14 protein-coding genes and 1 pseudogene are annotated in these 12197 nt (G+C 49.5%); 2 read left to right on the forward strand and 13 right to left on the reverse strand.

The genetic code is table 11. The features are described 5' to 3' along the window. The 8 genes from V8F51_RS21545 to V8F51_RS21580 all read right to left on the reverse strand — a co-directional run bounded on the left by V8F51_RS21545 (window position 1) and on the right by V8F51_RS21580 (window position 6336). Complete coding sequence (locus V8F51_RS21545) at window positions 1-1014, reverse strand: XkdQ/YqbQ family protein (RefSeq protein WP_337102564.1); 1014 nt, start codon at window positions 1012-1014, stop codon at window positions 1-3. Then, on the reverse strand, window positions 1011-1670 hold the full coding sequence (locus tag V8F51_RS21550; RefSeq protein ID WP_337102565.1) for a LysM peptidoglycan-binding domain-containing protein: 660 nt from the start codon (window positions 1668-1670) through the stop codon (window positions 1011-1013). Before V8F51_RS21550 ends, V8F51_RS21545 begins: the two co-directional genes overlap by 4 nt. Then, window positions 1670-3586, reverse strand: coding sequence for a phage tail tape measure protein (locus V8F51_RS21555; protein ID WP_337102566.1), 1917 nt, complete (start codon window positions 3584-3586; stop codon window positions 1670-1672). The genes V8F51_RS21550 and V8F51_RS21555 overlap by 1 nt, the downstream gene beginning before the upstream one ends. 66 nt (window positions 3587-3652) lie before the next feature. Continuing rightward, window positions 3653-3817 carry a hypothetical protein gene (locus V8F51_RS21560; protein WP_337102567.1) on the reverse strand — a complete coding sequence of 55 codons (165 nt, stop codon included), beginning with the start codon at window positions 3815-3817 and terminating at the stop codon, window positions 3653-3655. A 23-nt stretch (window positions 3818-3840) separates the two neighbouring features. Then, a complete protein-coding gene (locus tag V8F51_RS21565) occupies window positions 3841-4239 on the reverse strand; it encodes a phage tail assembly chaperone (protein ID WP_337102568.1) in 399 nt (132 codons plus the stop codon). 85 nt (window positions 4240-4324) lie between these two features. Next, window positions 4325-4759 carry a phage tail tube protein gene (locus V8F51_RS21570; protein ID WP_337102570.1) on the reverse strand — a complete coding sequence of 145 codons (435 nt, stop codon included), beginning with the start codon at window positions 4757-4759 and terminating at the stop codon, window positions 4325-4327. A 39-nt stretch (window positions 4760-4798) separates the two neighbouring features. Next, window positions 4799-5857 (reverse strand): phage tail sheath subtilisin-like domain-containing protein, encoded by a 1059-nt coding sequence (locus tag V8F51_RS21575; protein WP_337102571.1) that lies wholly within the window; start codon window positions 5855-5857, stop codon window positions 4799-4801. Beyond that, on the reverse strand, window positions 5857-6336 hold the full coding sequence (locus tag V8F51_RS21580) for a hypothetical protein (RefSeq protein ID WP_337102573.1): 480 nt from the start codon (window positions 6334-6336) through the stop codon (window positions 5857-5859). The genes V8F51_RS21575 and V8F51_RS21580 overlap by 1 nt, the downstream gene beginning before the upstream one ends. Before the next feature lie 232 nt (window positions 6337-6568). Between V8F51_RS21580 and V8F51_RS21585 the strand changes: the two genes are divergently transcribed. Further along, window positions 6569-7156, forward strand: a complete 588-nt coding sequence (locus tag V8F51_RS21585; RefSeq protein ID WP_337102575.1) for a response regulator transcription factor — start codon at window positions 6569-6571, stop codon at window positions 7154-7156. Window positions 7157-7170: 14 nt separating this feature from the next. Here V8F51_RS21585 and V8F51_RS21590 read toward each other — a convergent pair whose 3' ends face one another. After that, window positions 7171-8640: an ATP-binding protein gene (locus tag V8F51_RS21590; protein WP_337102576.1), complete on the reverse strand. Its 1470-nt coding sequence runs from the start codon at window positions 8638-8640 to the stop codon at window positions 7171-7173. Between the two features lie 114 nt (window positions 8641-8754). Between V8F51_RS21590 and V8F51_RS21595 the strand changes: the two genes are divergently transcribed. Further along, window positions 8755-9129 carry a hypothetical protein gene (locus V8F51_RS21595; RefSeq protein ID WP_337102577.1) on the forward strand — a complete coding sequence of 125 codons (375 nt, stop codon included), beginning with the start codon at window positions 8755-8757 and terminating at the stop codon, window positions 9127-9129. An 18-nt stretch (window positions 9130-9147) separates the two neighbouring features. Here V8F51_RS21595 and V8F51_RS21600 read toward each other — a convergent pair whose 3' ends face one another. The 4 genes and pseudogenes from V8F51_RS21600 to V8F51_RS21615 all read right to left on the reverse strand — a co-directional run bounded on the left by V8F51_RS21600 (window position 9148) and on the right by V8F51_RS21615 (window position 12163). After that, entirely contained in the window at window positions 9148-9312 is a 165-nt protein-coding gene (locus V8F51_RS21600; RefSeq protein ID WP_337102578.1) for a DALR anticodon-binding domain-containing protein, read from the reverse strand. Window positions 9313-9370: 58 nt separating this feature from the next. Continuing rightward, window positions 9371-9792, reverse strand: a pseudogene (locus V8F51_RS21605) (sigma-70 family RNA polymerase sigma factor); the annotation flags it as partial. A gap of 120 nt (window positions 9793-9912) precedes the next feature. Then, window positions 9913-10857, reverse strand: coding sequence for an SDR family NAD(P)-dependent oxidoreductase (locus tag V8F51_RS21610; RefSeq protein WP_337102579.1), 945 nt, complete (start codon window positions 10855-10857; stop codon window positions 9913-9915). A gap of 25 nt (window positions 10858-10882) precedes the next feature. Further along, window positions 10883-12163 (reverse strand): glycoside hydrolase family 1 protein, encoded by a 1281-nt coding sequence (locus tag V8F51_RS21615; RefSeq protein ID WP_337102580.1) that lies wholly within the window; start codon window positions 12161-12163, stop codon window positions 10883-10885. Between the last annotated feature and the right edge of the window lie 34 nt (window positions 12164-12197).

Raw genomic sequence — 12197 nt, forward strand, 5'->3', positions numbered from 1 at the left:
CTATTGCGCCCCCTTCTGTTCCTTGTATTCCATCTTCGGCAGATCGTCGGTTGCCGATAGCGTCAGCGACATCGTGTGGCTGCTCTTCTCATAGCGGTGCTCGTCGGCAGATACATAATAGCCGCCGACAATTCCCGTCAGCTCTTCCTTCACATAAATGCAGGAGCCAGCGATTACATCCGGGATGCCTAAGCACTCGATTCTCGCTTCGTCCTTGATCATCGCCAAATCCTTCAACAGCTGCTTGGCACGCTGCTCCATTTGCGATTTCGTCATATTCTGTCCCGGCTTCTCCAAATGTTGCATCACACCATACAGCTTAATAACCTCGCCGTCCTTGGCAACAGCCGAAAGCTCCTTTTTCTTCTCGTCGCCGCCTGCTATCTTCACTTGCGTGCGCGTCTCTTCAATCGACTGACTGTAGCTCGCCGTCAACAAATTGACGCCATTCTCAAGCACCCACTTCTTTTTCTGCTGCTTGCGGGCCAGTAATTGCAGCTTTCCTTCCTTTGAAGAAAGAAAAAACCGCTCACCATTCTGTTTCTCTGATTCCGTCAGCGCTGTCACCATCATTTCAAATAGCGTTTTGTCGCGAAAAACCAGCTTCGGAATAACGAACTTCGTGTCGTGCACCTCACCAAGCGATATAGAAAATTCATTACACAGCTTCTTGATAATCGCAGCGGCCGTTTGCCCGCGAAAAATTTTTGTATCCTTGTTTTTGGTCAAATAAATGTTCTCGTCGTACGCCGTCAACGTCATTTGACCGCCGGAGTCCATGGAATCGGCGAATAGCACACCGCGAAATAGCTCCTTCTTCCCATCCTCAACCAGCCGCAGCTCGGCGCCTTTCTGGAATGCAATCAACGGCTTGCGCAGATCGTTAGTATTGGAGACCTGCACCGTCAGCTTACGGGCTGCCTGCATAACATCGCCGCTCCAGCTCACGGACTTCACGATATGATCCAGATGCGCCTCTTGCTTGGCGTCCTTATAGATCACGCTCCAGCTCATGCCGGGATCACCAGCTTTTGACCGGGAATAAGCCGGTTCGGATCTTTGCCGATTGCGGCTTGATTCGCTGTGTATACCTCGCGCCATCTGTCGCCGTTGCCTAAGGTACGCTGAGCGATTTTCCATAATGTATCGCCCGGAACGACAATATACGAGGCTGGCGGCGTTCGCAGCTCAGGACGCTTCTCCTCCGCGATCACCATCGCTTTGCCGGAGCCTGATGTCTCCACCTCGCGAAATTCCACGGACTTATACGCCTTCAGCTCCAGCTCATAATACACATCGCCGGGATTGCCGGCGCGCTCGCTGTACTGGAAGGAGCGGATGGTTGTCAGCCCTTTAATCGCGGTTCCGGTAATATCGAGACGAATTGGCTTGCGAGTCGCCATCCATAGCTCGATTCGCTCCACGGCTTCCCACGGGGGAGGCAGATTCTCATATTCACAATAGCCGGGGTGATAGTCTCGCGGGAAAAAAGAGCCAAAAGAATATTCCTTTAAGGAAGGCTCGCCAATAATCGTATACTCGCCAAGCTGCGTGACCTGAACATCCTCGTAGCCATAGGAGCTTCTTACCGATACCTGCTCCGGATTAACCGGCAGCTGCAGCCACTCCTTCTCATCCGCCGTTTTCAGCCAAAATTGCAGCTCCGCCATTACGCCATCAGCCCTCCCGCCGACTTAATTTCGCGGGCTAACGCTCTTGCAATCGCGTCGATATCCGATTCATGGCGGACATTAAATGTATTGCCCGTAATCGATATTGATCCGCCTCCGCCGCCCCCTTGGGAAAACTGTCTATTCTCGCCGGCGGTCATTATCCGCTCGCCTTTGTGCAGCCGGGCCATCATCCCGTCATACGGCACGTAATCCATGCCATGATATTTGCTTGTGGGAGGGCCGCCAGCGCTTGAAATCGTTGGCCCGCTATATGTCCCTTGCGTTGTCACCGTTTGACTTACATTGGCATCAAGCTGCGCCTTCTTGTCGTCGTCAAACAGACTGAACAAGCCTGACAGCTTCTCCGTTACCGTGTTGATAACGCCCATAATCGTATCAATGTGCTTCTTGACTAGATACGTCACGCCAGCGATTGCTGCGCCGATGATAGCGGCTATCAGAATAATGGGCCAGAAGGCAGCTAAGGTTGCGATCGCTGTAGCGACCATAGCCGGCCCGTATGCAATCATGAGAAAAGCTACAACTGCACCTAGAGCACCTATTGCAATTTCCGAATTTGCTGTCAGCATCTCGGCTAACCAGGCAATCGCATTGCCAACCGGAAGCAACAGCTCACCAATAGGCGCTAGAGCCGTTGTTATTCGATTCTGCAGCATCGTCCACTTATCGCCAAACGTCTGCACGCTGGCAGCTTGCTGGCTAATTGCGCCGTTCGACTGAGCCATCGCTCCCATCACACCGCTGAAATCAATGGAGTTACCCCCAAGCGCCTTTACCATATCGGCGCTTACTCGTTCGCCAAAGTACATCGAAGCAATGGATAGGGCATCCGTTTCGGTTTTAGCAGATCTAATCTTGGCGGCAATCGCAGCAAAGCCCTCGCCGTAAAAGTCCTTCTTCATCGCTTCCTGCAGCGGGTTCAAGCCTTCATTCTGCCATTTCGACATCAGCTCCATCGACTGTTCGAAGCTGAGTCCCATTTGCTTCATTGGCGTTCCTAGCAGACCCATGCTTTTCATCAAATCGCCCATGTTCGAGCCGCTCGCCCGGCTTGCGGCAAAAAACTTATCCATCCATTCCGTACTGGCCTCCGGCTTAATATCCCAAGCGGCCATCACCTTCGCAACGGAATCCGCCGCTTGAGCGCTGTTCGAGCCGCTTAACCGGGAAGCATCAAGTACCGTTTTGGTCATCACGCGCAATTTATCGCCAGTAAGCTGCGCATTGCCTCGCAAATTCCCCATCACGGCTGCGATCTCATTCAAGGATTGCGGTGTTGTTCCCCCGAGCTCGCGCAACTGCTTGATCATCGCTCCCATTTCCGCTGGCGGAGCCATCGAAGCGGCGCGCAGTGTTTCCACCGCTGTGCTGAACGTTTTGGCCGCTTCCAGTGATTGATCCTTTAGCGAGCCAAACACGTTTCCGATAGCGCCAATCATCGATATTGTCCGATCCTTCTCTTCATCGGACATCTGATGATACGGCATAATGCCGGCCTTATTCCGAGATGTTTGCAGCTTTGTAAGCCTGTTGGAAGCGTAAGAGGCAACGGCTGCCGTTTTCAGCTTTGCTCCCATCCATTTCTGGCTTAGTCTGGCGCTAACATCGCCTGATGCCATCTGCTGGGCAGCGCTTGCGATTCCTCCAACCGGATCGCGCTTACCGCGAACATGCTTGCGTTCATCAATCAAATGCTTTTGTGCTGCTTTCTCTAGCGGATTGTAATTTTTGCTTAGCAGCTCACTTCCCGTCGATTTACTGGCGGAAAGCAACCCCAACTGCTTCGTTATGCTAGTGAAACCACCGGATATTTGGCTTTTCTTCATGACCTTATGCAAATCTTTAAGCCCTCTAGTTAAACTAGCCAAATACTTAAGCTCTGATTTGCTCATATTTTTCTGATTCCCGCCTATCGAGAGAGAACTCATACCTGCTCACCTCCGTTCCAAGCCGCAGCTTCACGGCTTCATCCTGCGGGCAGCCCGCTGCTCCTCTTTGCGCGCCTTCTCTTCCTCCTCCAGCTGCAGCATCATCGAAGCGTACATGAAACGCTTCACATTATCATCCTTATTGAACATCGCGTCTGGAGGAATATGATGGCGCTGAAAAATAAGATGCAGCATAAAAGCCTCGCCGCCCGCTTTGATCAGTTTTTTATTTCATCCTCATCGTTGTTGAAGCCGCTGATCTCAAGTATTTCCGCAGACAGCTTGGCGATTTCGCCGGCCAGCAGAATGCCAAGAATCGCTTCTGTTGGTGTGCCGTATTTATCAGTCAGCTCTCTTGCCGACCAATCTGGAATCAAGCATGCTTTCTGAATGACTAACGCACCGAACTGCTCCTCGTCAAGCACCTTCTCCCGCTTCTGGCCTTTCCCGATATAATGCGTGCATTGCTCCTGAATGCGGTTAATCGTTTTCCCGTCAAGCGCCTGAATTTGAAATTCCACATCAAGACGCTTCATCGGCACATCCTTCTTCGGCTTGCAGTCCGCTCCAAGCAACGCCTGCAATACTACACCTTGTCTATTGTCTGTAGTAATCATTAATAGTCAGCTCCTTCTACTTAATTGATTTATATACTGCGCCGGAATGGCAGCTCCACTCCGGCGCCAGCAATAGGCCTAACGTCTATTCCGCCGTCAATTTATCCATCAGCTCGTAGCCAGTGAAATTAAATGGCAGCTCCTCTTCCACAATCGATCCGACCTCAAAATGCATCAGCGGCACCTTGTCGAAGGTTACTCCCTTCAGACGAACGCGGTATGCGCCATACGATTCCGGATCTTCCAGCTTCAGAATCAACTCTGTCGTAAACGTGCCTTTGCTGTCATCGGCAATTTGCCCGATGAGCTCGACGAATTCGGACGTCACCTTATAGCCGGTAATCGTTCCCGAGCCGCTGAGTCCGGTCACCTTATGCGCCGTCCAGCGCGTTCCGGCACGCTTGATTTCTTCCTTCGTAATTTCCACATTCGCTTCCGCCGATTTCACATTTGTCAGCCATCTGCCGTCGTAATAGACGTAGCCGTAAGTACCGTTAATGACGCGAGTTGAATCCAGCACAACAAATCCCTCCTAAATTTAGTTAAAATCGAATCTCCGTTAAACTTTAATCGTTAACAGAATCCGCTCCATGCTGTCGATCTCGGTGAACCCAATCAGCAAGTACACGGTATCGCCTTCGGACTTCCGTTCCGGATCAAGCGTAACCGCAATGTCAGTCAGCACATTGTTCAGCTCAAGCCGCTCAAGATAAGCCTTCACTGCAGCGATCAGCGCCGCTTGACCGTCTGCATTATTGTCCAGCTTGCCGATATAGGACTCGGCAGCCGCTTTCGGAATATCGGTCGCAATCGCTTGACGGGCGCGGATTGCGCGGATTTTGCGGCCGCTGGTAACCAGCCCTTGCTCTACCTTTACTTTCTCGCCGTCATGCACAAGCACAAGCGAGCCTTGCTGAAGCGAGCGGTTGATCTCGCTGTTCTTCAATCGTTTATTCACGTCATTCGCCCGAACCGGGCTGTAGGTAATCGACTTATTGATCGCTGTCCCCGCGATCAAGCCGGCAATATACGGCGCATAACTTGCGGAGCTGTACGTTCCTCCATTGATGACAGCACCCGTAACCAAATTCACGACATAATCGTCGGCCAGATCAATGCTGCGCTGATTGCCGGTGTCAATCGACGAATCATCCGTTAAGCTTCCGCCAAATACAGCGATGAAATGCTTGCCCTCGTCCTCGCGGCTGTCCTTGCACCAATGCTGCGCAGCCAAACGTTCATCCGCCGACAGCAGTTCCGGATAAACAAATACGTTAAATTGTCTCGTGCTGAAAACGTCGCGAATGCCAGCATATTCCGCAGCAGATACGGTATCGCCGGCAATCGCCGGTACGGTATACACCAGTACCTCCTTCGCTCCGCCTTGCAGCACCAGCGAGATTGGCTCGACTGCATCTGCGCCAAACAGCTGAATAGCCTCAATCTCCTTTTCAACCGTATAAAACTGTCCTGCGATCGCCGTACCCTCATACTCGAATAACGGCAATGCCACTACCCCTCTTGCGCCGCCTTTTATTTGTGCCGCCGCAGCTTCTACGAAATTGATGTACAGCCCCGGACGCACCGGCAGGCTGATTGGATCCCATGTACCGCCCATTAATTCATGCCACCCTTCAATCGAATTGTTGTACGCATTTCAACCTTCTCCATCTTCTCCTGCTGCTCGAACACAATCGGCTCGCGCGAGCGCACCGTTAGTACGGCGCTGCATGCCCGCAACCCGCTTTCGAGTTTAATCGGAGCATTCAAGCTGATCGACTCTACACGTTCATTCCATACAGGCTCGCCGCTAACGGCTCTTGGGCGCTCGTTCATCACATACCTGCTGACTGCTTCCATCCATAACACTGCGGTTTCCGCAGTCTCCGCATACGTGATAATCTCGAACTGCCGTTCTATTGCCGTGTAGCTTCTCGTTTCATTGCGCCGCGTTTCTTGCTTGAAGCTTACAGTAAACTGTCCGCTCGCCGGCGCTTCCGGCTCCTGATAGCGATGAACCGTTGCGGCTGGAAAAATTTCAAGTAACAGCTCCGCTAGCCTCACGATTTCCCCAGATACAAACATCCTTGCACTCACCTGCCATCCGTGTGAACCATTGTTCATTTGCTTGTTGGGCACCCATTGAACATTTGATCCCTCGCTTCTAACATTTGATCAGTTGACATTTCGGATTATAGGCTAAGCGGCAAACAGCGAAAAGGATGAACTTTCTTCACCCGGGGGGTGAAAACAGTTCATCCTTCTCGCGCGGCATATTTATTTGTTATAATAAAACCAGTCTTATTGATGATAGATTCGGAGGAATTGTATGGAGTCAATCCGTGTCATGCTGGTGGATGATGATCCGTTCTGGCGGAGCCATATAGGGATGGACCTCGCCGTCGAGCCAGACATTGAAATGGTCGGAGTTGCAGCAACCAAAGAAGAGGCTGTAGCGCTTGCCATTCAAGAATTGCCGGATGTCATCCTGATGGATATCAATCTCACCGGCAACAATCTTGACGGTCTGGATGCGGCAGAGCAAATTTTGCGTGATGAACGCACAAGGTCTGCCATCGTCATAATGCTAACCTCAATCACCGAGTCTGAAGTCATCTTGCGTTCCTTCCGGCTTGGCGCAATGAATTATATTAACAAATCCAGCTATCAGGATATATTGCTGGTCATTCGCGAGGCTACCCGCGGCCGGGCTTCCATTCATCCTGATGCTGCCCGCGCCATGCGCAATGAGGTTCAGCTTATGGAGCTGTCGTCAACGGAGCGTGAAGTTTTCGATCTCCGTCAGAATGGGCTCAGCAAGCGTGAAATTTCGGAACGGCTGCACAAGTCAACCAACACGATTAAATCACAATTGCGCAGCATTAAGAATAAGCTAACCAATTTCAAAATGGATTAGTTCGGCAACTTGTATCAAGCTGTCTGCTCATGATTCGATTCTTTGAGTTCATTAAGCTCAGCAACTTGAATACGTTCTGACGGTTTAAATTTATGGCGTGGAAAATGCAGCCGGAATGTCGTTCCCTTCCCCAGCTCGCTGGCATCGACCGTAAGCTTGCCTCCATGCTTAGCCATCACGCCGCGGCAATAGGATAACCCTAAACCGTAATTCAAGGCGTTTTTTTTCGTCGTGTAGAAGGGCTCGAAAATTCGGGACAAATCCTCAGGCGTAATTCCTGCGCCATTGTCGATCACATCGATCCGCAGCTCCCGCCTCGCATACGAGGTGTGCAGTCTGATTTCTCCGCCATCGCCCGATATGGAGTCCAGCGCATTGCGAATCAGATTCGACAGCGTTTCCTTTAGATGCACCTCATCGCCAATAAGCTTTCCATACGTTTCATACGAAGTCGTTAGTCGAACCGCTCTGCTCTCTGTTAGCGGACGAGAAGAAACTGTTACTGCTTCAATCAGCTCTCTTATTTCCAGCGTGCTTACATCGAGTTCAATATCTTCCGCTTTTTCTTTAATACGATTCACCATATGGAGCAAATGCGAGGTTAAGCCATGAATCTGGCTAATCGTTTGCACAGCATGCTCCTGTTTGCCTGAAGCCAGAAGCTGTACGCTTTTCTCCGCCAAATAATCGACTTTCTGGATCTCATTCTTAATCGAATGGTTCAGTATCGTAACTCCCATCGTCAGCGTTCGGATAGAGTAATCAAGCCGTTCCCGTTCAATTCGCAGCTTGAGGCCGAATATGCCGTAACGGATGGAGAAAAACAGCATTGCGGCAAACAAAGCAAATATGATGACTACATTCGCCTGCCACACCCCATTGCTGCGCAGCTCGAATGTCCACCAGCCCAATTGCAAATAATCCATTCCCATGTAATCGGATACATAAGCCCAGAGCATCACGGCAGGAAGAACTAATGTCCTTCTCTGGCTATTGCCGCGCGCACCCTTGCGCTCACGCACATAAGCAAGCATATAGAACACACAGCCGAAAGCGACAAACAAACCGTCCCATAACCGGAATAAATGAAGCTCGAATGTGTTCCACGGCTCGTTAATCAAATGATCGCCAAACAACACAGCCATCCCAACGAACAATAGAATGGTCCATCCCCGTTTCCATGCAAGCGATATTTTCTCATTCAGCAATAGTCCGCTCATGCAGAATACATAAGGCAATACATAGAAGTACAAGTTCATAGCGGCCACAGTAGATAAATAGAGCAATCGGCTTAACAGCTCAGGCAGCCAAGCAGCATCTACGAAATAAGGCATTATGGTTAAATGCATGCTGAACGTGTAGCTGGCCATCCCTCCTACAAGAAAGGTTAGCGCGATCCAAAAGTTCGAGGTCGTGCGACGGAATAAGAAAAATATCCCCAGCGACCACATGGAGAGAAACATCAAGATATACAGAAACTTCACTATTCTATCCCCTTTAAGCTTGGATTACCTTCTCCCTCCTATCTATTCCCTGAGCACAACCGTTATTCCTTTACTTTGGAACGTCTTATTCCTCAGAAAGAAGGTGACAACGGCATGCGTTCGCCCAACGGCAATCCGTTCATAATATGCACCGATGCCCCGTACTCTCTCAATTATTTGATCTATACATGGAAACTCATCGATGTTGCAAACTTCAAGACCGTATGGCTGGAGCTATGGAACGATTGGGTACGTCGGCTAGCAGATGGTCGAATGGACCATGGCGGCATACTGGATTCATTCAGCCAGCTGTTTCATCATGCTCCTGACGGCGATGCCATTCATATCCGACTTATCTACGAGCCGATTCCAGCCAGCGGCCTTATCGTGCTGCCTTGGCAAGCGGTAGTTCCGATTCAGTATATCCTCGATCCCGCGAAGCTGGATGAGCTGCACCTACTGCTTCTTAATTGCTGCAAGGATGAATAACCGCATGCTGCTGCGCGGCTACATCCGGAAAGGAGCGGGCAGCCCGATGACGGACAGCGCATCGTCTAGCGTTTCCTTAAACTTCAAGGTCAGCCAGAGGCGCAACTGCTGCGGTCCGTCTTCGGCCTTCAGAATCGGACACGCCGCATAAAAATTGTTGAACAGCGTCGCCAGTTCATGCACATAGTAGCAAATTATGCTTGGCGCATTTTAATCCCCCGTATTATATGTATTCCTTCAATTGCGTCCGCTCGTCTCCGCCATGATCCAGGCCAAAGCGGCCGCGAATCACTTCTTGTTCCCGCTCATCGAGAATATCGAGGTTGCGGTATATTTTACTCTTTTCAATCTTCAGCTGTACCCGCTCCACAACGTCATCAGCTTCCGTGCCGAGAATATCGATCAGCGTAATTTCATTACCTTCTTTGTCCGTTCCGATTGGATCATGCAAGGACACGTCCTTGCGTGTCTTCTTCAACGACCGTAAATGCATAAGTATTTCGTTCTCGATACAACGAGCCGTGAACGTCGCCAGCTTCGTGCCTTTGCCGGTCTGGAAGCTCTCGATCGCCTTGATGAGACCGATCGTGCCGATGGATATCAAGTCCTCGAGATCCTCGCCGGTGTTATCGAATTTTTTGACATTGTGAACACAACCCGATGTAAATGTTTGTAAAAAGTATTCTTACCTCACCGGTGCAATTGATAACGTCCTTCTTCAGGAGAATATGATTAGTTCCTATTAAGCCTTGTCTTGTTAATGTTAACCCTAGAATAATTTAATTACTTACCAAACCTTACACCGATCAGGTCTTCACTAAGCAGCCACAGGCGTTCTGCTAGGGAAGGATCAATTGCATGATGAAATACAGCATCCGGCATTTCATCCATTGAAGACGCAGCTTTAGCAATATCTGCATCCAAACAGTAAACTCCACCTTTACCTTCCAATAAAGGACTTGTAGCGCACCATACGCTAGTAGCAGCTCCTTGTTCCTCTGTCTTAAATTCGGTAATAACTGATCCGCTGATCTCTTCCTCCGAAACATATCGCAACAGGTCTGTCTTAATTGCACCAGGATGAACAGAGAACGCGCGAATATTATAATCATAACCGAGCTTATCTAGGGCAACCGCAAACAGTGCATTAGCTGATTTTGATTGAGCATAAGCTAGTCCCTTGTTATACTCCCGTCGTTCAAAGTTAGGATCATCAAAATCAACACCCCCATACATGTGCCCTGCAGAAGATAGCGAGACAACTCGTGCACTTCCTGCCTTATTCAGAGCAGGCCACAAACGTGCCGTCAATTGAAAATGGCCTAAATGATTGGTGGCAAATTGGGATTCGTAACCTCGTGCATCTCGCGTCAATGGCGGCGTCATAATACCGGCATTATTGATTAGGATATCAAGTTTTCGCTCCGAGCTAAGGAAACGTTTGGCGAATGTATCGATAGATTCAGGATTCATTAAATCAAGTTCTGCAATTTCGACCGAAGGAATACCTTCTAATGCTTCCCGAGCTTTATCCAAATTTCGGGCAGGAACGATCACTATGGCTCCTTTATTCGCTAGAGCACGAGTAGTCTCCAGCCCAATCCCAGAGTATCCCCCGGTGACAATGACCGTCTTACCGGTTAAATCAATACCATCTAATACTTCAGCTGCAGTCGAATTTTTGTTGAATCCCGATAAGATCGGGTTTTGCGGGGTAACTTGTGACATTTCCCTCTCTCCTCGTATCTAAACTTTATATCTTGGATATTGCATTCATTTGAGCAATGCTTCCAAGATGGTATGCGCTGGGCTTGGGATTACGGCCTTGCGTTGTACGATCCACCTCAATCAGCCCGAACCGTTTGGAATAACCAAGCTGCCATTCAAAATTATCAAGCAGCGACCAGTGCATGTATCCTTTGACCGGAATGCCGTCGGCGATGCAAGCATGCACACCTTCCAACGCACGATCGATATACGCTATGCGACGCGTATCTTCGTTTGTTGCAACTCCATTTTCGGTGATGATGATCGGCTTGCTCCAATGTTTGTAAACATATCGTATGACGTGTTCCAGCCCTTCAGGATAAAATTCATAGCCCATCTCGGTTTTTTCCGTTTCAGCAGAGAGCGCTAATACACCCTCTGGGCCATAGATCTCACGTGTATAATTTTGCAAGCCGAAGAAATCATCATCCTGCAAATATGGAAGAAATTGCACAAACTCCTCTTGCAACGAATGAGCAGCCAATGCCTCACCACCCGGGACGGATTGAACATCATAAAGAGACAACGTAATCCCTACTTGCGAATGAGGACTAGCCTCTCTAATAGCAGCCCTTGCCTCTGTATGTGCTTGAAATATAATTTTCAATCCATTATCTGTACGCGGTTGAAGAAAAGTTTGAACCTCTAGGGGAGGAATACCGAACACTTTCGACAATTCCGAATAGTACCTTTTCATTTGCTCCTGCATATCGGTATTCATACCGACCTGTGCTGCAGATGTCCCTCCGGACTCGAATTGCTTGATCATTTTTGCGATTCCGATGGCAATGTTCGCCTCATTAATGGTACACACATAGGGGATACATGTACCTAATTCTCGCATAACGTGAGCACAGTATCGCGCGAATCTAGCAGGAGTCCCTTCGGACTCCCAGCCTCCGTCACGGATGAGCCAATGCGGGGAACTGAAATGATGCAAGGTTACGATTGGCGTAATATTCAACTTTTTGCAAGTTGCCAGAACATCCCGATAATGACCGATTGCGGATTCGTCGAACTGATCTTCCTCTGGCTCGATTCGTGCCCATTCGATGGAGAATCGATACGTATTCAAACCAAACTTGGCAAGTAGTCCGATATCCTCCCTGAAAAGTCGATAATGGTCTACGGCGTCGCCAGAAGGCTCCTTGTACATAGACCCTTCCATATTCTCCATGAGCCAAAAATCCGAATGTTTATTATTCCCTTCTACCTGATGAGCTGCCGTTGCTGCCCCCCAGAAGAAATCGGATGGAAATTGAAGCATACTGTGTGTCTCCTCCTTGATTGCCATATAACTG

Source organism: Paenibacillus sp. YIM B09110 (genome assembly GCF_037167145.1).
Classification (GTDB): Bacteria; Bacillota; Bacilli; order Paenibacillales; family Paenibacillaceae; genus Pristimantibacillus.

Bases quoted from the DNA above. Each gene is read 5' to 3' on its own strand.
- V8F51_RS21550 (WP_337102565.1), bottom strand. From the start codon at position 1,670: ATGGCGGAGCTGCAATTTTGGCTGAAAACGGCGGATGAGAAGGAGTGG.
- V8F51_RS21560 (WP_337102567.1), bottom strand. From the start codon at position 3,817: ATGCTGCATCTTATTTTTCAGCGCCATCATATTCCTCCAGACGCGATG.
- V8F51_RS21595 (WP_337102577.1), top strand. From the start codon at position 8,755: ATGCGTTCGCCCAACGGCAATCCGTTCATAATATGCACCGATGCCCCG.
- V8F51_RS21610 (WP_337102579.1), bottom strand. From the start codon at position 10,857: ATGTCACAAGTTACCCCGCAAAACCCGATCTTATCGGGATTCAACAAA.
- V8F51_RS21615 (WP_337102580.1), bottom strand. From the start codon at position 12,163: ATGCTTCAATTTCCATCCGATTTCTTCTGGGGGGCAGCAACGGCAGCT.
- V8F51_RS21555 (WP_337102566.1), bottom strand. From the start codon at position 3,586: ATGAGCAAATCAGAGCTTAAGTATTTGGCTAGTTTAACTAGAGGGCTT.
- V8F51_RS21585 (WP_337102575.1), top strand. From the start codon at position 6,569: ATGGAGTCAATCCGTGTCATGCTGGTGGATGATGATCCGTTCTGGCGG.
- V8F51_RS21545 (WP_337102564.1), bottom strand. From the start codon at position 1,014: ATGAGCTGGAGCGTGATCTATAAGGACGCCAAGCAAGAGGCGCATCTG.
- V8F51_RS21565 (WP_337102568.1), bottom strand. From the start codon at position 4,239: ATGATTACTACAGACAATAGACAAGGTGTAGTATTGCAGGCGTTGCTT.
- V8F51_RS21575 (WP_337102571.1), bottom strand. From the start codon at position 5,857: ATGGGCGGTACATGGGATCCAATCAGCCTGCCGGTGCGTCCGGGGCTG.